The sequence below is a fragment of the Methylomonas sp. 2BW1-5-20 genome (assembly GCF_052474515.1).
On record NZ_CP184127.1, the window covers coordinates 775,365 to 794,581 of the forward strand.

The window sequence follows — 19,217 nt, forward strand, 5'->3', positions numbered from 1 at the left end:
AATGGATGAAATAACTCAACAGAATTTGGCGGAAGCACTGGAAAAATGCGCCGCGGAGCCGATTCACCAGATCGGCCGGATTCAGCCGCACGGCGCGTTGCTGGTGCTGAGTGCCGATCATCCTTATTCGGTGTTGCAGGCCAGCGCCAATATTGGTGAGTTTTTTGCCGAAATGGCCGGAGATGTTTACGGTCGCCCACTGCCGGAACTGCTGGGCGAAAAAGTCGCGGCGCAAATAGAACCTTTGTTTCAGGTGGCACGGCTTAAAAATACCTCGGTCGGGAAGCTCAGTATTTCCCGGCACCAAGCCACCCTGGAGCTTCAGGCGCACGCCTATGTCAGCGACGGTCTCAACGTGCTGGAACTGGTGCCGGATCGTGATGCCGACCAAGAAGCCAGATTGACCGAGTTTTTGATGCAGATGCAAGAGTCCTTGCTGCTGGATGACGCACAGGGCGATTTTTCTCGTTATTTCGATGAGGTTGCGCTGTTGGTGCGGCGTATGAGCGGCTACGATAACGTGATGATCTATCGGTTCGATTCCAATTGGAACGGGCAAGTGATCAGCCAAAATTGCGTGGAGCATGCGCCGTCTTATCTGGGTCTGCACTTTCCGGCCAGCGACATTCCGCCGCAGGCGCGTCGGCTTTATGCCTGCAATCTGGTGCGGTTGGTGGCCGATATCGACGCAGATCCGGTTCCGGTTCTACCTAGCTTGAATCCGTTTACAAAACAGCCTTTGGACATGACCTATTCGGCCTTGCGCTGTCTGTCGCCGATCCATATCCAATATTTGCGCAATATCGGGGCCCGAGGTTCGATGGTCATTTCCTTATTGCAAAACGGCCGATTATGGGGCTTGGTTGCCTGTCATCATTTCACCGCCAAACGGGTGTCGATTGCTCAGCGTGAAGCCGTCACCATGATCAGCCGCATGGTGTCGTCGAAATTGGCGTCGATAGAGGCTCTGGAACAATACAACTGTGTTGCCAGCGCTAACCGGCTGATCGGCGAATTGCTGAACTATATTTTTATCGACAACGAGCGAGCTGTATTGAAGCGCTTATTGCCGCAGTTGCAGGTATTGTTGGATGCCACCGGGATAGTGGCGGTGGTCGAAGGTCAGCGGCACGTATACGGCGATATGCTCAAATCCGCCGAGCTGCGGGCCTTATTGCTCTGGTTGGGCAAACGTCCCGGCGGGCAAATCTTTAGCACCGATTATCTTGAGTATGAGTTTGCGCCGGCCGCCAAATATCCGCATATCGCTGCTGGAATCCTCACCACGCCTTTACCCGGCGATATGCGGAATTGCATCGTCTGGTTGCGGAAGGAGAAGCCGCGCACCGTCAATTGGGCGGGCATACCCGAAAAAGGCTTGGTAAAAGATCGGGACGGTAACCATCAGCTGACTCCGCGCCAGTCTTTCGAACTGTGGACGGAATTGTGGCTGGGCCGTAGCGAACCCTGGACCCATGTGCAAATCGACATCGCCCGCATGTTGGCGATGACCTTGCCGGAGGGCTTGGCGCAAAAGAGCCGATTGGAGCAGGCGCTACGGCAGCAGCAATTGCTGGACGCGGAATTGCGGATTGCCGCGACTGCGTTTGAATCGCAGGAAGGTATCGTGGTGTTGGATGAACATCGTCTTATTTTGCGCGTTAATCAGGCGTTTACCCGGATTACCGGTTACCTCGGCAAGGAAGTGGTTGGCAAGAATCCGCGGGTGTTGGAGTTGGACTTGCAGGATGTCAGGTATTACGCGGAGATGTGGGAGCGGATCGATAATTCGGGGAGCTGGGAGGGAGAAATTTGCAGTAAGCGCAAGGATGGCAGCATATTTCCCAGTCATTTCGCCATGACCACGGTCAAGGATCAGACCGGTTGCGTGAAGAATTATGTGGCTACCTTTGTGGATATCACTGCTATCAAGGCTGCGGCGGCGGAAATCGAGCGCTTGGCATATTACGACGCGCTGACCGGTTTACCGAATCGACGCTTATTGCAAGATCGCTTGAAACGAGCCCTGATAGCGAGCGCTCGCAGTCGGCGGGAGGGCGCCATCCTGTTCATCGATCTGGATAATTTTAAATCCCTGAATGACACCCTCGGTCACGACATGGGGGATTTGTTGCTGAAATTGGTGGCGCAACGTTTGGTGGCTTGCGTGCGCGAGGGCGATACGGTTTCGCGTTTGGGCGGCGACGAATTTGTGGTGATGTTGACCGATTTGAGCGATGAGGGCGTGGACGCCGGCGCGCAGACCGAGTTTGTGGCCAACAAGATACTGAGTACTTTGACGCAGCCCTATATGCTTGTCGATCAGGAATATCGTAACTCGCCCAGCATTGGCGCGGTGTTATTCAACTATCAGGATGCGGACATAGAAAGCTTGTTGAAACAAGCGGATATTGCGATGTATCAGGCCAAGAAAGCCGGGCGCAATACCGTGCGTTTTTTCGATCCGGCGATGCAGGCAAGTATCAATGCGCGTGTCGCCTTGGAAGCGGATTTGCACATGGCGCTGGCAAACGATCAATTCCGATTGCACTACCAGCCGCAGGTATCGCATAGTTTGCGGATCATCGGCACTGAAGTGTTAGTGCGCTACCTGCACCCGGAGCGAGGCCTGATTTCCCCTGCGGAGTTCGTGCCGTTGGCCGAGGACACCGGTTTGATTGTGCCCATAGGTCGTTGGGTGTTGGAAACCGCATGTCGCCAGCTCAAAACCTGGGAAGGCAATGCGCAAACCCGGTATTTGCAGCTGGCTGCCAATGTTAGCGCTCGGCAATTCCGGCAGGCGGATTTTGTCGCCGTGGTAACCGACATCATTCGCCAGACCGACATCAACCCCAACCGGTTGAAGTTGGAATTGACCGAGAGTCTGGTGCTGGACGACATCAATGAAACGATCCGCAAGATGCATGAGTTGCGGGAAATTGGCGTGCGTTTTTCCATGGACGATTTTGGTACCGGAAACTCCTCGTTATCCAATCTAAGAAAGCTGCCAATCGATCAATTGAAGATCGATCAAAGCTTTGTGCGGGATATTTCGGTCGATCCCGATGATACGGTTATCGTGCAAACCATTATCGCCATGGCGAATAATCTGGGGTTGGACGTGATAGCCGAGGGCGTGGAAACCGAAAACCAGCGTATTTTTCTGGAAACCCACGGCTGTCAGACCTTTCAAGGCTATCTTTTCAGTAAGCCCTTGCCGTTGGCCGATTTTCAGCAACTGCTCGGCGGCTGCTAAGCAAGGCTACCCCGACTCCGAACGGGACCGAAGTAAGATTGCCATCCGGTCGGACCTGCGGTTCAAAAAATTCCCAGGCTAAACACTTATCTGTAAAATCCGGTTTTTTTGCCAAGCGAACACAGGAGCAACAGCCGTATGGGTAGAGCGTATCAAAACCGTAAAGTGTCAATGGCCAAAACGGCTGATGCCAAGGCAAAGGTCTACAGTAAATATGGCCGGGAGATATACGTAGCCGCCAAGTCCGGCGGTATCGACCCGTCCGGAAACTTGGCGTTACGCGGCTTGATCGAGAGAGCGAAGAAGGATCAGGTACCAACCCACGTCATAGAGAAAGCCATCGATAAAGCCAAGGGCGGCGGCGGCGAGGATTTTGCGCCTGCCCGCTACGAAGGCTTCGGACCCGGCGGCTGTATGGTTATCGTCGATTGTTTGACCGACAACCCTAACCGCACTTTTGGCGATGTGCGCCTGTGTTTTACCAAAACCAAATGCAAGATCGGCACACAGGGAGCGGTCAGCCATATGTTCGATCATTCGGCAATCCTGGCGTTTAAACACGACGACGAAGATGCGGTGCTGGAAGCCTTGCTGAGTGCGGATGTCGATGTGTCGGACATCGAAAACGAAGACGGCAAGTTGACCGTGTTTACGCCGCACGCCGATTACGCTAAAGCCAAGCAAGCCTTGACTGATTTATTGGGAGAGATCGATTTCGAAGTCGATGAAATTCAATTTATCCCTAGAAGCGTTACCTCTATCGGCGGCGACGATGTTGCGATGTTCGAAAAGTTTTTAGATATGTTGAACGATCTGGACGATGTGCAAAGCGTTTATCACGACGCTGAGTATTAATTGACGAAGAGCACGCGGCTGCGTTACGGCATGCAGGCGAGTGCTATTTTACTGGTGTTAATCTCCAATTGTTTCTTTGTGCGAAACAAATAATGAATATTTAATGGTATTGTCAATAAATTAGTTCTACCTTATAGTGTAAGCGTGTTTATTATGGAGTAGAAGAAATGAATGACTTACAAAAAGATATACTTAACGGCTTGGCTTTTATAACCGGCGTGATCGGTTTTATGTCCGGCGAATTTATTATTTCATCCGCGTTATTTGCTACCACAACCGTTGTCAGCAACGTCAACGCCAATCGGAAAAAAAGTCGCAACTAAGTTGCGACGATTTCGTCTGCCTAAAGACCTTTAGCAGGGAAACAATCCATGGGCTCAGGCCCGATGTTTTCCCGCGCCCCTTAAGCCGTTTATCAACCGCAGTTAGTTTCTGTCCGGGAAAATGTCGTCACGCTAGTGCCTGGTGACTAAACACAGTATTGTCAATCTGCAACCCGCAACGCTTGATCTATTCGGCTGCCCAATCGGTAAGATAATTTGTTTTTGGCCTATTGCGAAGCTCAAAAATCTATCCGCTCCGGCGCTACCCGTAATACTTCCTCTATCGTGGTAATCCCGGCGGCGACTTTCTCCGCGCCGCTTAGCCGTAACGGTCGCATACCTTCTTTAATGGCAAGGCGCTGCAGCAGAAGCGTATCGCAGCCTTCCACGATCAATTTTTGCAAGGCAGGGTTGTTTTCGAAAATTTCGTAGATGCCGATGCGCCCGGCGAAACCGGTGTTGCGGCAGGTCTTACAGCCGACGGCTTTGTAGATTTGCTTAGGGGCAGCGACTTTAAACGGCGCGACCAAAGCCTGCCATTGCGCTTCGTCCACTGCCGCCGGGATCTTACATTGCCGGCATAACACCCGGATCAAGCGCTGCGCCATCACGCCGAGTATGGTTTGCTGGATGAGGTAGCCGGGTAAGCCAAGATTTAACAAACGGGTCACGGCTGCCGGTGCGCTATTGGTATGCAGTGTCGAGATCACCAAATGTCCGGTCAGCGAGGCCTGCACCGCCATTTCCGCCGTTTCCAGATCGCGAATCTCGCCGACCATAATGATGTCCGGGTCTTGCCGCAGCAGGGTACGGATGCCGCTGGCGAAGTCTAGGCCGATATTGGCCTGGGTCTGCATTTGATTGAAAGCCGGTTCGATTTGTTCGATCGGGTCTTCCACCGTGCATAGGTTGATTTCCGAGGTGGCCAGCCGTTTTAACGTGGAATACAAAGTAGTGGTTTTGCCGGAACCGGTCGGGCCGGTCACCAAAATAATGCCGTGGGTTTGGGCGGTCATCCGGTTCCAGATTGTCAGCTCTTGCTTGTTAAAGCCCAGTTGCTCGTAGTCGCGCAGCAGCACTTCCGGGTCGAAAATTCGCATTACCAGTTTCTCGCCAAACGCAGTCGGCATGGTGGAGAGCCGCAGCTCAATTTCCTTGCCGTTGCTGTTCTGGGTTTTGATCCGGCCGTCCTGCGGCAGGCGTTTTTCCGCAATATTCATCCTGCCCAGAATTTTCAAGCGGCTCAACACCGCGTTCATAATCGGCATCGGCAGTTGATAAACATTGTGCAGAATACCGTCGATCCTGAACCGCACATTGCCCTGCTGGCGGCGCGGCTCGATGTGAATATCGCTGGCGCGCTGGTCGAACGCATATTGCAGCAACCAGTTGACCAGATTGACCACATGCTGATTGTTGGCGTCCAGATCGGCGCTTTTACTCAGCTCGACCAATTGTTCGAAATTTTGGCCTTCCGCGGCGCGGCCATCGTTATGGGTTTGCGCGCCTTTCAGCGACTTGGAAAAGTTATAAAACTCGTCCAAATAGCGCTTGATCTCGTCCGGATTGGAAAACACGCAGCGAATTTTGCCCTGATGCATTTTCGCCAGATCGAGTTGCCAAGCGCGGATGAAGGGCTCTGCGGTGGCTACGACAATTTCGTCGGCGTCGATTTTGATCGGCAGGATGTTGTAATTGGCGGCATACGCCTTGCTAAACAAGGCTGTGACGGTGGGGACGTCGATTTTTAGTGGGTCGAAATAGTAATAAGGCAACGCCAGTTTTTTTGCCAGCCATTGGGTCAAGTCTTCCTGGCTAAGTGATATACCCAGTTGGCTTTGATCGGTCAGTTCGCACTCGGCCAACACTTTTAACGGGTGTTTGTGCAGATTGATCTTGGCGACTGCGTACTGCCGGCATTTCTCGACATCCTTGGCGGACAGCATGCCGTCCTCTTGCAGCCATTTAATGACTTGGTTGATGTCCAGTTTTCGGTCTTCGGATTTGTGTTCTTCCCGCATGCGTCTGGTTTGCTATGATGTATAGGCGCTAGTCTAGTCAAATATGCGGGAAGCTGCGGAGATTAAACACGAGGCGGTGGAAATTGCGCGCCTAGCATGGAACACTCGAGATAAGGCGCAGCGATACGACGGCAAAGGCTATAATAGCGAATCAATTCTTTTGTTGAGGGTTGCTTATGTCTTGACCCTAAATTTAAAGCTTGCAGAAACAATATACTTTCAGGATTTTTACGTAATGTTTACCCAATGGCATCCAGACAAAAACCGCGCACTTTTGACGGAAGTGTGTTTATTGACAAGCGCATTATTGGTAGCTGGATGTGCAAGTACCGAAAAACACGACGGACTTTCCGCCTATGAAGCCGACCAAGCCGATCCTTACGAAGGCTTTAACCGATCCATGTACAGCTTCAATCTGTCGCTGGATAAATATTTTTTTAAACCGGTTTCCGATGGTTACAAATTCATCACCCCCGATTTTATGGAAACCGGCGTCAACAATTTTTTCAGTAACCTGAAGGGTATCAATGTGGTACTGAATGACGTACTGCAGGGCAAGTTCCAACAAAGCGCCTCGGATGCCGGACGTTTCTTAACCAATACCACCATCGGTGTCGCAGGGCTTGTCGATGTCGCATCGGAAGTTGGACTGCCGAACAACGTCGAGGATTTCGGTCAGACCTTGGCGGTTTGGGGCGTGGGGCAGGGCGCGTATTTGGTGATGCCAATTATGGGGCCGACCACGATACGCGATGGCGGTGCGGTTATTATCGACAAAGCGGCCAACCCAGCCACCTATGTGCCGGGCAGCGGTATTATCGAGGGTATTAGTGACCGGGCAAACGCCGAGGGCGCGTTGAACTTTATCAACGAGGCCGCGTTAGATCCCTATGTGTTCACCCGTGAGTCTTTCCTGCAATATCGGCGTAATTTGATCAATGACGGTAAAAATGACGCCAGCAGCTATGAGGTTGATGTTGATAGCGCGCTTCAAGGCTCGGCCGATGCCAAGACCGCTAAAACCCAAGCGGCTAAGCCCGTGCCGGAGACTGCGACCAAGCTAGACGACGGAGCGCAAGTGCCTATCCAGCCGGCTGAACTTAATTCTGGGAGCGGCACGGCTTTTGACAATATGCTGCAATCGTTTGAACAAGCTTCTAATAAACTGGATCAATTGAGTAAACAAAGAAGTAAGAAAAGGCGGTGAATGTTGACGCCGATCTGAGAGTCTTGTTAGGTCAGCGGTCGAGATGCTGCTGATTACTGTTTATAGCCTGGGAATCGCTTTCATAAGCGCATAGGTCCGGTAAAAAGCCGCATTGGTTTGCAACAATGCGGCAGTGTCTGCCAATCAATGACAGTCGCCGAGTTCGGAAGCGGCAGATTCTCCCGCCGAGCTCAATCGTTTCAGTTCAATACCAAAATGTTCCCCAAAATAAGCGCTCCGCTCGGGCGCTAAAATCTTGCACTTCCAAGCGAGAATTTTCCGCTTGTTGCTTGGAACTGTAGAGATTGATTGGCAAACGTTTTCCCGCCGATATAAACCGCTTGGATGAAATAGCGGGTCGTTTTAGTTTAACGCTTGCCTCGTTGGGGGCGGAGCCAAAGTCGGATTCCCATTCATTCGACTGGCTGTGTTGATGGTACTAACACAGCCGATATGCTGGCTTTAACGCTGGTCATCGATCGGATTTATCCCAAAAATCCAACAATATTGCTAGTGCTTGGAAATGGGCATGTAAGCAGCATTCCTTGATTCCCCCGAAACATTCGATAAGTCGTTTTCTATTAACTGGTTGTTTTACAACAATTAATTACTTGGCATCAAAAGTGCTGTCATTGCTCGCACGACCATAAAACAGAAATTTCTGTGTTGGAAACGGCTTGGTTGTTTGTCAGTGGGCGGTATTAAAAAGGGACTAATTTTTTATCCGCCTGATTATTAATTGGGGGAAACATGGAACAGGAAAGTCAACTATCGAATAAACACCTATTTTTCTTATTTGGTGTCATCATATGTTCGGCGCTCTCATTCAAAAACACGGAGGCATCGGAAGCAAGGGGTAAGCATCGAGCTTCCGGGAATGGAGATACGCTATTACTCTGGGCGGGTGATGAACTTGGCGGATTCAAAACCGAAGTGCAACACCACGCTATTAATGAATGAGATTTGACGGTTGTGAGCTGTTCAGCAGTAATTCCCTGTAGACAGCAAGCGGGCAGCGTACCCCAAGACCTTTTCGAGGGCGAGCGTTAATTTGATCGGCAATCGTATCCAGTTGTTGCTGGGTGTAGCCTGATAGATCGGTGCCCTTAGGTAAATACTGACGGATCAAGCCGTTCATATTTTCGTTGGAGCCGCGCTGCCAAGGGCTATGGGGATCGCAGAAGTACACGGCAATGCCGGTATTCGCAGTTAACTGCTTGTGTAAAGCCATCTCGCGGCCTTGGTCATAGGTCATGCTCAACCGCATTGGTTGAGCAATGCGGTTGAGCATGTCGGTAAAGGCTTGCAGCACGTTAGCGGCACTGGCAGGCTGCGGATGGGGTAGTTTGATCAACATTAGCAAGCGACTGGTCCGCTCCACCAAGGTACCCACCGCACTGGCGTTGGCCGCGCCTTTGATGAGGTCGCCTTCCCAATGTCCCGGAAACTGGCGATCTTCGATGTCGGGTGGTCTTAGATGGATGCTGAGCATGTCGGGTATCTGGCCGCGACGGTCTTGTCCTTTGCTGCGGGGGACACGTCTGTTTTTAGCCTGGCGCAGGCAGGCAATCAGGTCACGTTTTAGTTCGCCGACCGGTTGCGCATAGATGCAGTTGTAAATGGTTTCGTGTGACACGCGATACTCATGGCCTTTGGGATAAAGCTGTGCCAGCACCAGTGCGATCTGCTCCGGCGACCAGCGAAGTTGCAGAAAATACTGGACGACGCCAAACAGCAGTCCCTCAGCATGCAGCTTCTCTCGTGGACGCGATTGACGCCGACGACGTTGACAGGTTTGCTGTGCCTGGACACTGATGTAATGATCGCCCGCACCATTACGACGAAGCTCTCGGCTAATGGTACTGGCGGACCGTTGCAGAACCCGTGCTATCGCCCGAAGACTGTAGTTTTGTTGCTTCAGGCTGCTGATCGTGATGCGATCTTCAGGCTGAAGCTGTTGATAATGTTTTGAGGTGGATTCCATGTGCATACCTTACTGGTGTTTGGGGTGTTGCACTTCGGTTTTGAATCCGCCCTTCATAAAGCCCCGGATTTCGTCGCGGTCGTGGATTTTGATCAACGTTCCCTAAACTATGGCAAAGTGGTGAATGTAGTACCGTTACCCGCGGGCATTTTGCCAACAGCGCCCTCTGCTCCCTGGGCAACTATTACTGATAAGTCCGGCAATTATTACGGCGGCGCCATCGGCAACGAGCCGCATCATGTTGGTGTTTCGGCTGATAAAAAAACATTTATTGGCGGCGGTTTGCTGAGCGTATTAAACGGACAAAATCAAACCTTTTTCTTTGATATCAGTAATCCACGACAACCAAAATTTGTGTCGGCTGAGGGTGCGCAACCAAACGGCAGTTTGTCTTATGCCTCGATTGCAGATGATTTCAAGGCATTGAGCAATGGCAATTTTTTGGGTACGTTCATGGGGAGTTGGTCAGGCAATGCACCCGGAAGATTGATTGAATACGATAATGCGCACAATCTGGTTGGAATATGGCCCGATAAAGACGATGCCAAACTCCCCGCCGGCTTTAATCCTCACGGGATTTCGATAGACGAAGATCGCAATCTGCTGGTTACGAGCGATTTTATCTGCCCGATACACACAATATATGGTCACGAACATGATGGCGGCAATGGCGATTTGTTCCGTGGCAGTGTGCGTTACTGGAATTTTGATACCCGGCAAATCAGTAAAACTATTCCGGTGGGTGACGGTAAAGCGGGCACGATTGCTGTCGAGTTGATTCCCGATGACGACAAAAGCCGTGCTTTTGCCAGCGGTGTGATCGACGGAAAATTGTATCTGATAGATCCCACAAGTAACCGCGGGCAAGGTGTCGCGATACCGGTATTCGACTTTAATACCCATCCTGCTTTTATCGAATCGGACGGCACCCCGCCTTGGCCGCATCTTATCCGTATTAACAAAACAGGTACCCGACTGTTCATCACCCTCAATTATTTAGGTAAGCATGGACGCGTCGAGCAATTCAATATCGAGAACCCAAAGAAGCCCAAATTATTAGGCTTAGTCGATTTAGGCGCCGGATCAGGGCCGCATTTTCTGGAATTAAGCCGGGATGAAAAGCGGCTGGTGGTCACCGACTATTTTGTCGATGAAAACTTGGGTGCCGATGCTTCAGCAATTGGTATCGTGCAAGTTGAGGGCGATCATAAAGTTCATGTATTGTCCGTTAGCGAAAATAAGCTGACGCTCGATCCGAAATTTGAACTGGATTTAAGCACTGCTATTGCCGCGATTCCGGAGCTTGATAGCAATGTTCCGATAAATGGCAGACCCCACGGTTTTGCAATTATTGAGGGTAAAACCAGAGGCGAAAGGTCAAATTCCCGTTGATGGCTAACTATTAGTTCGCTGTTACATAGCAAACGCATTTTATGGCCGGTAATCTCAGCGGACGCTTGGACATCCGATTGCTTGAGCAGGTCAAGGCTTTGTTCTCACTAGTCTTGACCTCAACCCGACTGCGCGTTTGTTTAGCAACTACCGCAGCTATAGAATTAATCACGGCATAGCTTATGTGTCTTATTATCCATAAGCCCCGAGGGGCTCAAGTCCACCCGGATTTATTGTATTCGGCCAGCCAATACAATCCCCACGGCTATGGCTTAATGGCACTCACCGGGCCGCAGCAAATCAGTATTCACAGACATCGCCACACTGATTTTGCCGAGTTGCGCCGTGCTTGTTTACGCGTTGAAAAATATGAATGCGTTATTCATCTGCGTTTACGCACGCGGGGTAATATTACCAAGACGAATACACATCCGTTTCAAGTGACCAAAGCGATTTATGTCGCGCATAATGGCACCTTGAATATCCATTGCCGCATACCAGGGCGCTCCGACAGCTGGCATATGGTGAACGATTATTTGACGCCACTATTGCAGCGCACGCCACAAATACTGCATAGCGAATCCTTTCAACAGTATATTGCGGCAAAAATAGGGCCAAACAACCGAATGGTGTTTATGGATGCTCTGGCGCGGAAAACGGTCGTGATAAATCGGCAGTTGGGTGTCGAGTATCAAGGCCTATGGTTGAGCAATACCAAATGGTTTGATGCCGCAAACTTCGGCTTATCAATGTCGGATTCCATTCAGGACGCAAGCCGAAGTCCTAAAACCGCCGAACCAAAATTATTCCGAGAGTTAAAAAGTTACAAGATTAATCAATTTTGCTTATGACTTTTTCTAAGACCTCGCTCGATAGAGACGCCGCGACGCTTTTGAAGCTGTCCGAATTAGACGCGCGATTTTTATGGGTTTTCTCGATTATAGGGCTTGCGGAATACGGCTTACGACGGTTTTCTCCAGTCCGGTATGGGAAAAGTCGGTAATTTTGTCTGGAAACAACTGTTCTAAATTTTTATCAGTGTTGACTCTGCGATAAGCTGATGAAAACATGTAGCTGCCTTCGGCCAGTTAACCGATATGCCACCAGACGCTTAAAAATAAGGTTTTCCATCATGTCTCACAATTTGCCGTTTCAACTGCAACATTTCGACACCTACTGCAATGAATTACAAAGAGTAGGCGTCGAGCCCGGATACGTGATGTATACGAATCGTCATGCTAGCAATGGCCAACCCGCAACAAGATTAGTTTCCTTCGACCAACTGCATGCAGCGGAGGCTTATATCAATTCACCATCCGATCAAACATTCATTCAACTGGTGACGCTGGGAGTGCTGTTCGACACCGAATGGGACCGGAACACACAAGGTTGGGAACTCATCTCCTTTCGTGGATGGGAAAAACTGCATAATGCTTTTTCTCATCTGCTGGCGAAGTCTGACAAAACCCTGATCGAATTGGTAGGCTTATCCAGTTTGGACTTAAACGAAATAGCCAATAATAGCGTTTAGACAATTTTTGCGGCTTGCGCTTAATAAGCCGAGTGCTTAAATATCGAATATACTTTTTGTTGAAGCTTGAAAACCTACTTAACAAGTCTCGCGGTAGCTTGATATTCTAGTAAGCTTCTACGTTTTAAACTTTTCTCTCCTTAACTATTTGAATACCGTTATGAAAAAACCTAAGACAGTTTCTGAAACACCAGTCGCTGCAACCGAAAAGTCTACGCCGGTAAAAGCGACAAAAAAAACAGCTGCCAAGCCGGTTGCGGCTAAAGCAACGCAAGACGCTCCGGCTGCGTCAGGCAAAACTAAAGCCGAACCTAAAGCGACTGCTGCTGAAACTCCCAAACCAACTGTTGAGGTGCCGGTTTCCCCGAATATTCTCGAAAAAATGCCGGAGGCACCCGTTGTTAAAGCGGCACCGAAAAAAGCCAGTCCTAAGACGAAGGCCGCAAAAGTGGAACCCGTTGTGGAATCCGGGGCAAAGGCGGCGCCTGTGGTCGTCTCTATGCATGAGCGGATAGGGCTGACTGCTGGAGTTATCTGGCATCATTTGGCGGAAAACGGAGCCACGCCGGTTGCCAAGTTAGTCTATGTGCTTCCGGAAGAAGAGGCCATTATTCAACGGAGTATCGGTTGGTTAGCGCAGGAAGACAAAATAACGCTGTCTGCCAGAGGAGGGGACGAAGTGGAGACTATAGTCCTGAAGGGATGATTTTTTGCGGGTGAAATTCCTCGCCGGGGAGAGAGCCTCTAATTTTGCCCGGCGCTAAGCCAGACGCTACGACGGCTGCGGCAAAGCTGGCGTCTGTAGACTGCCCTCCGAGTAATTTCCCGTCTATATAGCGCCGGCTTCGACAATACGGCAGAACGAGATTCAGACCCGGCGCCCGGATTCTTCCGAACATTGGCGCCGGGCCGGTTCGCCGGTCACAAATCGCTAGCACAATTGATTTTGGCGACAGCGTGCAGCATTCTCCGACAGAAAATACTTGGGTCGGGCGCCCCCGGCGATTGTCCGAGTTCAGTACCATGGAATAGCGCTTGAAGTTCTTCGGCTTCTTGGGTACCCGGTTAATCGCTACCCAGACAATCGCCCTTCCCGTTATTTGCCGGACAACAACCCGCCGCTAGTATTATTTGAATCCTGCTTTGCTTTCTTAATCGCCTTTTTTTCTTTTTGAGTGTGGGCTGGTTTCTTCTTGTCTTCTTTATTGCTTTTTTGCGGTTTGCTCATGGTGATCTCTCCAAGTTATGACTGACTCGCCTCCAGCGTATAAGTTTTTGGCGTTTCAGTCGGTGCGCTGGAACACTTAGGCGGTTATGGACTGCGGCGACTCAATTAACGGAGCATTGCTACCGTATGAAGCAGTCGAATTTCTTGAGGAAGTTTATATCCAGCTGCTTCGTAAATAACATCGCGCTAACACCTACCAAGCAGGCGCCGTTCAATATCATCGCTTCCAACTATTGAAATCGATAGTGGCTTAGCCTTTTTGTTAACTCAGATTTTTGACGGCTTGTTGTCTGTATTTTGAGAAAAAATCCAACTGTTTGATATGTATGGAATAAATTGCAGGGCGTGAGCTAAATTGAATGCTAATTCAGCGCCTAAATTTAATTGATATTGTATTAGGAAAATGGCATTTTTTTTGCGAAGGTCTTTAATAGGAATACTCCGATTGATTGCAGTTTATTAAAAACAAATAGGAGCTGTTGCCATATTGGAACGATAGCCTTGAAATTGAACTGCTCTGCCTCATTGATAGATTTTTCAATCAAAAGGCAAGCAAACTATGCCGCGACAAATGTTGAGTATTTCGTTTCGCATTTGTCGCGCGAAGGGGTAGGTGCCCATGCGGTGACTAGAAAGATTTCCTGCCTGGCTACCTTTTATAAATGAGCCAAGCGTAATAGCAAAGTCCAGGAAGACCCCATCTACCAGATCGGGAAACCCAAACGTCCGCGCCGAATACCGGTTTGGCTGGAAACCGAAGAGCAAACGCCTTTATCAAGACCACCCGCAATTACGACGACATTCCCGAAAACATTTTTGGCCGCAGCCGTGAAAGCCTGCTCGAAGTCCGCCGACGCTATGAGCTGCTGTTCGAGCCGATCCAGAAATCAAGTCTACGCATCAACGAAGCTTTGAGCTTGAAGAACCGTGACGTGCGCGTGGTCGATGGAGTGGCCAAAAGCCTTCGCGTGATAGGGAAGGGCAACAAGGAGCGGCAAGTCCCGTTGCTGGAGGCCTTCGGCCGGGTGCTGACCTTATCAATTGGAGGGAAGGACGGCGATGAATACCTGTTCGCCAAGAAACCTGGCGGAAAACCGCCAACAGCCCACGCCGTGCGAGCTTATTTAAAGAAGTTGATTGAGAAAGCCTGGATCGATAAGAAAGTCACGCCGCACAAGCTGCGCCACACCTACGCTATCCGCTTACTGGAAAAAGATGTGCAACTGGTCGACATTCAGGCCTTGCTCGGTCATGAAAGCATTGCTACTACGCAGATATACACCCATGCCGGTCAGGAACGGTTGAGTAAATTGGTAGCTGATATTTGAGGCAAGAACATGAGTCACATCCATCTGGAACGCCACGGCCCCGAAAAAAACCTGCACCGGTTTTATCAGATGTTTGTGACGCCAGGCGTTTTCGGGGATTGGTCGTTGGTTAGGGAGTGGGGCAGGGTAGGCTCACCAGGTACGATGAGGAAAGATTGGTTTGCCAACGAAAGGGAAGCTTTAGCTGCGGAAGACACACTGGCAGCCAATAAATGTAAAAAAGGCTACCGGCCAAAGCCATCAAAATAAATTCGGCTCCATCCTTGTATCTACGGTCTTATTCCGTGCCAACCTGAACAAAATAGGCATAGTATTCTTTGATGTTAGAGCAGGTTTTCAATATCCCGCGCTTTGTTCATCACGCGGCATAATGTCAATGCCGTCATGTAGATGACTACGCACCCCGTTTTTGATTTCGTCGCGGCAGGATCCCATTTTCGGATAGTCGGCCAAGGCCAATAGTGTTTCCTGAATCTGATAAAGAAACTTGTCGGCCTGGTTCGGGCTATCTTGGGCGATATACCACCAGATTTCATCAAGATTGCTTTCGGCCTCTGGCCTGATGAGCAGACGCGGCATTTATCTTTATCCTTATTGTTTCCGCTCGGCCAGCCTTTGGCGGCCTCTGGCTTTAATGACGTCCACGTCCAAAGGGGCGGGATCGCCGCTGTCTATCCCTTTTTGAATTTCTCGCCGCAATTCATCCATTCGCAACGCTCGTAACTGATCCCGTTCTTCCAAAAGGCGTAAAGCTTCGCGCACGACCTCGCTAACGGAATTGTAAAGACCGCTATCAACCTTGGCCTTCACCAGTTCTTCAAAATGGGGGTTAAGGGAAATGTTCATGATTAGAGTTCTTCGCTGTGGCTACGAATAACAAATTATAGCAAATTTGGTTATTTATTCCTGTTGTATAGCCGCTGAAAAGTCACCGTGTTCACTTCTGGAGTTGGTCATTTGTTGCGCACCGGTGCCGCGTGATAGCGAACACCTAAGGGCTTTCGGTAACTTTTCAACGCCGTTTGATATGTCAAATCAGTGATCGATGATTTAGCCAGCGTCCGATTAGTGAATCGTAACCGGACAAATTGGAAGCTAACTAAATACGCAATTAGCCAAGCGCTAAACCATGCTATATGATTACAAACGAACCACCATTAACCGGAGCAACTACCATGGCCACCGAAGCATTTACCGTTAGAGCGGAAACAGACATCGTGCATCAACTCGATAGCATGGCCGGGGCATTGGATCGCTCCCGCAATTATTTGGTCAATCAAGCCTTGCGCGAATATCTGAAAACCCATGCCCGGCAAATTGAAAAAATCAGCCAAGGCATAACCGCCGCTGACCGTGGCGAAGTCATCGAGCATGACGAAGTGATAAAGGAAATGGAAGTCATCGCTCAGCTTGCATCCGGAGACGATTTCTTTAACTATGCGGGCATTTGGGAACATCAAGACATCGACCAAACGTTCATTCGTGCCAAAGCCTGGCCGGATCGGCGCGGATGATTCTCTGTGATACCAATATCCTGATTGAATTTTACAAAGGCAATCCGGAGATCATCCAAACCCTCAGAACCATTGGACCAACTAAAGATAGCGGTCAGCGTCATCACCAAAGCCGAACTGTTTTACGGCGCTAGAGACAAGCAAGAACTGGCCAAAATTGAACGCCATCTCGGACAGTGCCATTGCTAAGGCCTGAATCCGGCCATTTCCAGCTTGTTTGTCGACTTGATGCGGCGCTATTCGCTCAGCCATAAAGCCTCGGTCCCCGATATGGTGATTGCAGCGACCGCGCTTAGCCATGATGTGGCACTGTACACCCTGAATACCAAGGATTTCAAATTCATTCCGGACTTGAATTTGTAACTTTAACCGACTCTACGAAAGGACCCTACCTTGCCAATTCTGCACTGGCTCAACAAAAACCAGGCCGTCAAAACCGTTAGCCAATGCGCTTACCGTTTGTTGGAAGAAGTGTCGGCTTTGTCGTATGGCGATGTCGGCAACAGCAATATGCTGATGCAAGGCGACAACTTGGAAGCCTTGAAAGCACTGGTTCCGTTCTATGCCGGTCAGGTGAAATGCATCTACATCGATCCGCGTCAATTTTCAACCGGTATCAACACAACCTGGGAGAAACACCGGCAGGCGATAGGCTTTGATATCAATACCTGAATAGGCGGGTGGGCCTGGTTGCCGTAGGGACTCTCTTTGTGAGAGCCTGAATCGCCCCGGAAATCTGGGAGGCCTTGGGTTGTGAGTCATACTGCTTTAGCAGACTCGGATAGTTGTCGATAATAGTTGGCCTCTTGCTCCATTCTCTCAAAGGCTGGAGCCTCCGAGAAAACCGGGGCGATTCAGTTCGGTTTTGTGCCTTCAAAGTAGATGTGTTAGCACAAAATAAAGCACAGTTAATTCCAGCGTAATCGGCACGACGAAAAAGAACGGATGATGTTTTATCGCGTAAAACGACTTTATACCCTTACTGTCGTTATACGCGCGTGGATGCTCTACTTTTTTAAATTCAAGGTGGCAAGTGGCGGCTTGAGCTGGCGATGGCGTGCTGCCGATAAAAAAATTATCGTCGTCAAAAATTGAATCGAACAAATCGTCCAGCTTTTTTTGATTTTCAAAAAGGCCGTTCAAGGCATTTCTATCAAGAGTAATAGCGTTCATGACTTTTTCTCCGATTCGTTAGCTCTGGAGAATAGACTATTGAATCTTTAGCTAATAATCTGTGAAAAGTCTCATGTTACGGACAAGTTGTTTCTGGATAATCGCCAGCGCCGTGTTTGATAACGGTACAGCGATAATCAAGGCTTTAAAATCTTTGGTGGGTCAAAGTTGAGGTGACGCGGACGGGCGGGGCCGAGGCAATCACGTGGCGGTGTGGGAAAGATTGCTAGCAATCTTTCTCTCAGGAAGCCGACACTCGCTATTCCGGTAGATTCGCCATGTGGGAAATTTTGGCGTGCGTTGCCAGTATCGCGCTTAAAGTTGCTTCTGTTTCCGATGCAAGTCAAGAAAATCCGGCATGCCAAGTGTCGCGACGACGTTCAGCTCGTCATCCAGGATTTCATAGAGCACACCATCGCTGCCGCGTATGCTGAACAATACAATCACATCAATATCGCCGCCACCTTCCCGATGCGGCTCGTCGCTGGGCGGACTGACGGTGTAGCTGCCGGTCGGCCTAATTTCCTTCAAGTTACCGTCCGCGTGATACAGGTGGTGTTCGCCTTGAATTACAAAGGTATTATTCAAGACCTTATGCCGGTGCAAGACGATTTGTTGGTTCGCCGCAAATTTAAACAAGACGTCGATGATTTTGCCAGGTTCATCAATTGCCAGTATCGAATATTGCAAGTGCTCGAAGCCGTCGAGTACTTGCCAGTTAATCAGGCTGTCGTCAAAGCAGTGGTTCGTCATGAGAAATCTCCGATATTAAGGTGCGGTGTGGTGCCGATTGGCAAATGAAACAAGCAGTAACAGCATAATTGGAGTCATGCTCCGCCATCAGCCGAAATTTGCCCGCTAAACCTGGGTAATTTGCCCGAGCATAAACGTCATTTGCTCGTCGCCGACCTATCGGTTTTTCCCTTAGCGCAGCGACTCATGCACCAATTCACTGCGAAGTATTTCTAAAAATACGTCATTTCCCTTAGCCGTTATGGCATATCACGCATTTTCGATTTTAAGGATTTATTGACATATGGAAAAAATGGTCTAGCGCTATTTTTTGTCGGAGAACCTATGGTCTGCTTGCCGGTAACGCATTGATTAAAAAGCTTATGCCGATTGAGAATTAAAAATACCGGAAAGAAGGCATGGATATTGCCTGATAGCCGAGAGATGTTATGTCGAAATACAGCGCAGCCGGTCGCCCGAAAGTCAGGCAATCCGCATTGGGATATTGCTAAAGCCGCCTGTTTAGTCCTTCGCCGCATCAGCCAACCAATCAACCGATGAGGATATATCAATGCATAACAGCATGAACAGCGTTGCGGGCGTTGTATCGCCCGCCAGGTCCATGGCAGGTCCGCCAAAGTTAATTTGCGGCAAGCATTCTTTCCGACAAAAC

The 19,217-nt window shown here is 49.8% G+C and carries 21 protein-coding genes; 12 read left to right on the forward strand and 9 right to left on the reverse strand.

The window, feature by feature from the left end:
- Nucleotide 1: 1 nt before the first annotated feature.
- The 3 genes from ACH50O_RS03565 to ACH50O_RS03575 all read left to right on the forward strand — a co-directional run bounded on the left by ACH50O_RS03565 (nt 2) and on the right by ACH50O_RS03575 (nt 4,434).
- Nucleotides 2-3,256 carry an EAL domain-containing protein gene (locus ACH50O_RS03565; RefSeq protein ID WP_446810670.1) on the forward strand — a complete coding sequence of 1,085 codons (3,255 nt, stop codon included), beginning with the start codon at nt 2-4 and terminating at the stop codon, nt 3,254-3,256.
- Between the two features lie 171 nt (nt 3,257-3,427).
- Nucleotides 3,428-4,111 (forward strand): YebC/PmpR family DNA-binding transcriptional regulator, encoded by a 684-nt coding sequence (locus tag ACH50O_RS03570; RefSeq protein ID WP_446810671.1) that lies wholly within the window; start codon nt 3,428-3,430, stop codon nt 4,109-4,111.
- Between the two features lie 167 nt (nt 4,112-4,278).
- Nucleotides 4,279-4,434 carry a hypothetical protein gene (locus ACH50O_RS03575; protein ID WP_446810672.1) on the forward strand — a complete coding sequence of 52 codons (156 nt, stop codon included), beginning with the start codon at nt 4,279-4,281 and terminating at the stop codon, nt 4,432-4,434.
- Between the two features lie 239 nt (nt 4,435-4,673).
- Here the strand turns inward: ACH50O_RS03575 and ACH50O_RS03580 are convergent, their stop codons facing one another.
- Nucleotides 4,674-6,455, reverse strand: a complete 1,782-nt coding sequence (locus ACH50O_RS03580) for a GspE/PulE family protein (RefSeq protein ID WP_446810673.1) — start codon at nt 6,453-6,455, stop codon at nt 4,674-4,676.
- A gap of 235 nt (nt 6,456-6,690) precedes the next feature.
- Between ACH50O_RS03580 and ACH50O_RS03585 the strand changes: the two genes are divergently transcribed.
- Complete coding sequence (locus ACH50O_RS03585) at nt 6,691-7,662, forward strand: MlaA family lipoprotein (protein ID WP_446810674.1); 972 nt, start codon at nt 6,691-6,693, stop codon at nt 7,660-7,662.
- Between the two features lie 949 nt (nt 7,663-8,611).
- Here ACH50O_RS03585 and ACH50O_RS03590 read toward each other — a convergent pair.
- Nucleotides 8,612-9,646: an IS30 family transposase gene (locus tag ACH50O_RS03590; RefSeq protein ID WP_446809065.1), complete on the reverse strand. Its 1,035-nt coding sequence runs from the start codon at nt 9,644-9,646 to the stop codon at nt 8,612-8,614.
- Nucleotides 9,647-9,727: 81 nt separating this feature from the next.
- Here ACH50O_RS03590 and ACH50O_RS03595 point away from each other — a divergent pair, with 81 nt between their 5' ends.
- The 4 genes from ACH50O_RS03595 to ACH50O_RS03610 all read left to right on the forward strand — a co-directional run bounded on the left by ACH50O_RS03595 (nt 9,728) and on the right by ACH50O_RS03610 (nt 13,275).
- Entirely contained in the window at nt 9,728-11,038 is a 1,311-nt protein-coding gene (locus ACH50O_RS03595; RefSeq protein ID WP_446810675.1) for a selenium-binding protein SBP56-related protein, read from the forward strand.
- A 182-nt stretch (nt 11,039-11,220) separates the two neighbouring features.
- Nucleotides 11,221-11,889 (forward strand): class II glutamine amidotransferase, encoded by a 669-nt coding sequence (locus ACH50O_RS03600; protein WP_446810676.1) that lies wholly within the window; start codon nt 11,221-11,223, stop codon nt 11,887-11,889.
- 281 nt (nt 11,890-12,170) lie between these two features.
- A complete protein-coding gene (locus ACH50O_RS03605; RefSeq protein WP_446810677.1) occupies nt 12,171-12,569 on the forward strand; it encodes a hypothetical protein in 399 nt (132 codons plus the stop codon).
- Between the two features lie 160 nt (nt 12,570-12,729).
- Nucleotides 12,730-13,275, forward strand: a complete 546-nt coding sequence (locus tag ACH50O_RS03610; protein ID WP_446810678.1) for a winged helix-turn-helix domain-containing protein — start codon at nt 12,730-12,732, stop codon at nt 13,273-13,275.
- A gap of 390 nt (nt 13,276-13,665) precedes the next feature.
- Here ACH50O_RS03610 and ACH50O_RS03615 read toward each other — a convergent pair whose 3' ends face one another.
- Nucleotides 13,666-13,797: a hypothetical protein gene (locus ACH50O_RS03615; protein ID WP_446810679.1), complete on the reverse strand. Its 132-nt coding sequence runs from the start codon at nt 13,795-13,797 to the stop codon at nt 13,666-13,668.
- A gap of 743 nt (nt 13,798-14,540) precedes the next feature.
- On the opposite strand from ACH50O_RS03615, the gene ACH50O_RS03620 reads away from it, so the two are divergent.
- Both ACH50O_RS03620 and ACH50O_RS03625 read left to right on the forward strand, forming a co-directional pair.
- Nucleotides 14,541-15,125, forward strand: a complete 585-nt coding sequence (locus ACH50O_RS03620; protein ID WP_446810680.1) for a tyrosine-type recombinase/integrase — start codon at nt 14,541-14,543, stop codon at nt 15,123-15,125.
- A 9-nt stretch (nt 15,126-15,134) separates the two neighbouring features.
- Nucleotides 15,135-15,374 carry a WGR domain-containing protein gene (locus tag ACH50O_RS03625; RefSeq protein WP_446810681.1) on the forward strand — a complete coding sequence of 80 codons (240 nt, stop codon included), beginning with the start codon at nt 15,135-15,137 and terminating at the stop codon, nt 15,372-15,374.
- 87 nt (nt 15,375-15,461) lie between these two features.
- Here ACH50O_RS03625 and ACH50O_RS03630 read toward each other — a convergent pair whose 3' ends face one another.
- Nucleotides 15,462-15,704, reverse strand: a complete 243-nt coding sequence (locus ACH50O_RS03630) for a type II toxin-antitoxin system RelE/ParE family toxin (protein ID WP_446810682.1) — start codon at nt 15,702-15,704, stop codon at nt 15,462-15,464.
- A 12-nt stretch (nt 15,705-15,716) separates the two neighbouring features.
- Nucleotides 15,717-15,971, reverse strand: coding sequence for a type II toxin-antitoxin system ParD family antitoxin (locus ACH50O_RS03635; protein WP_446810683.1), 255 nt, complete (start codon nt 15,969-15,971; stop codon nt 15,717-15,719).
- A gap of 329 nt (nt 15,972-16,300) precedes the next feature.
- On the opposite strand from ACH50O_RS03635, the gene ACH50O_RS03640 reads away from it, so the two are divergent.
- Nucleotides 16,301-16,639 (forward strand): CopG family ribbon-helix-helix protein, encoded by a 339-nt coding sequence (locus ACH50O_RS03640; protein ID WP_446810684.1) that lies wholly within the window; start codon nt 16,301-16,303, stop codon nt 16,637-16,639.
- Between the two features lie 81 nt (nt 16,640-16,720).
- On the opposite strand, the gene ACH50O_RS03645 is transcribed toward ACH50O_RS03640, so the two are convergent.
- Nucleotides 16,721-16,891, reverse strand: a complete 171-nt coding sequence (locus ACH50O_RS03645; RefSeq protein ID WP_446810685.1) for a hypothetical protein — start codon at nt 16,889-16,891, stop codon at nt 16,721-16,723.
- A gap of 141 nt (nt 16,892-17,032) precedes the next feature.
- On the opposite strand from ACH50O_RS03645, the gene ACH50O_RS03650 reads away from it, so the two are divergent.
- Entirely contained in the window at nt 17,033-17,311 is a 279-nt protein-coding gene (locus ACH50O_RS03650) for a hypothetical protein (protein WP_446810686.1), read from the forward strand.
- Between the two features lie 201 nt (nt 17,312-17,512).
- On the opposite strand, the gene ACH50O_RS03655 is transcribed toward ACH50O_RS03650, so the two are convergent.
- From ACH50O_RS03655 to ACH50O_RS03665, 3 genes are all read right to left on the reverse strand, one after another.
- On the reverse strand, nt 17,513-17,812 hold the full coding sequence (locus tag ACH50O_RS03655; RefSeq protein WP_446810687.1) for a hypothetical protein: 300 nt from the start codon (nt 17,810-17,812) through the stop codon (nt 17,513-17,515).
- A gap of 315 nt (nt 17,813-18,127) precedes the next feature.
- Nucleotides 18,128-18,565 carry a regulator gene (locus ACH50O_RS03660; protein WP_446810688.1) on the reverse strand — a complete coding sequence of 146 codons (438 nt, stop codon included), beginning with the start codon at nt 18,563-18,565 and terminating at the stop codon, nt 18,128-18,130.
- A 501-nt stretch (nt 18,566-19,066) separates the two neighbouring features.
- On the reverse strand, nt 19,067-19,198 hold the full coding sequence (locus tag ACH50O_RS03665; RefSeq protein ID WP_446810689.1) for a hypothetical protein: 132 nt from the start codon (nt 19,196-19,198) through the stop codon (nt 19,067-19,069).
- Between the last annotated feature and the right edge of the window lie 19 nt (nt 19,199-19,217).

Bases quoted from the DNA above. Each gene is read 5' to 3' on its own strand.
- ACH50O_RS03615 (WP_446810679.1), bottom strand. From the start codon at position 13,797: ATGAGCAAACCGCAAAAAAGCAATAAAGAAGACAAGAAGAAACCAGCC.
- ACH50O_RS03570 (WP_446810671.1), top strand. From the start codon at position 3,428: ATGGCCAAAACGGCTGATGCCAAGGCAAAGGTCTACAGTAAATATGGC.
- ACH50O_RS03575 (WP_446810672.1), top strand. From the start codon at position 4,279: ATGAATGACTTACAAAAAGATATACTTAACGGCTTGGCTTTTATAACC.
- ACH50O_RS03660 (WP_446810688.1), bottom strand. From the start codon at position 18,565: ATGACGAACCACTGCTTTGACGACAGCCTGATTAACTGGCAAGTACTC.
- ACH50O_RS03625 (WP_446810681.1), top strand. From the start codon at position 15,135: ATGAGTCACATCCATCTGGAACGCCACGGCCCCGAAAAAAACCTGCAC.
- ACH50O_RS03635 (WP_446810683.1), bottom strand. From the start codon at position 15,971: ATGAACATTTCCCTTAACCCCCATTTTGAAGAACTGGTGAAGGCCAAG.
- ACH50O_RS03645 (WP_446810685.1), bottom strand. From the start codon at position 16,891: ATGGCTGAGCGAATAGCGCCGCATCAAGTCGACAAACAAGCTGGAAAT.
- ACH50O_RS03580 (WP_446810673.1), bottom strand. From the start codon at position 6,455: ATGCGGGAAGAACACAAATCCGAAGACCGAAAACTGGACATCAACCAA.
- ACH50O_RS03600 (WP_446810676.1), top strand. From the start codon at position 11,221: ATGTGTCTTATTATCCATAAGCCCCGAGGGGCTCAAGTCCACCCGGAT.
- ACH50O_RS03630 (WP_446810682.1), bottom strand. From the start codon at position 15,704: ATGCCGCGTCTGCTCATCAGGCCAGAGGCCGAAAGCAATCTTGATGAA.
- ACH50O_RS03655 (WP_446810687.1), bottom strand. From the start codon at position 17,812: ATGAACGCTATTACTCTTGATAGAAATGCCTTGAACGGCCTTTTTGAA.
- ACH50O_RS03610 (WP_446810678.1), top strand. From the start codon at position 12,730: ATGAAAAAACCTAAGACAGTTTCTGAAACACCAGTCGCTGCAACCGAA.
- ACH50O_RS03565 (WP_446810670.1), top strand. From the start codon at position 2: ATGGATGAAATAACTCAACAGAATTTGGCGGAAGCACTGGAAAAATGC.
- ACH50O_RS03590 (WP_446809065.1), bottom strand. From the start codon at position 9,646: ATGGAATCCACCTCAAAACATTATCAACAGCTTCAGCCTGAAGATCGC.
- ACH50O_RS03640 (WP_446810684.1), top strand. From the start codon at position 16,301: ATGGCCACCGAAGCATTTACCGTTAGAGCGGAAACAGACATCGTGCAT.
- ACH50O_RS03605 (WP_446810677.1), top strand. From the start codon at position 12,171: ATGTCTCACAATTTGCCGTTTCAACTGCAACATTTCGACACCTACTGC.
- ACH50O_RS03585 (WP_446810674.1), top strand. From the start codon at position 6,691: ATGTTTACCCAATGGCATCCAGACAAAAACCGCGCACTTTTGACGGAA.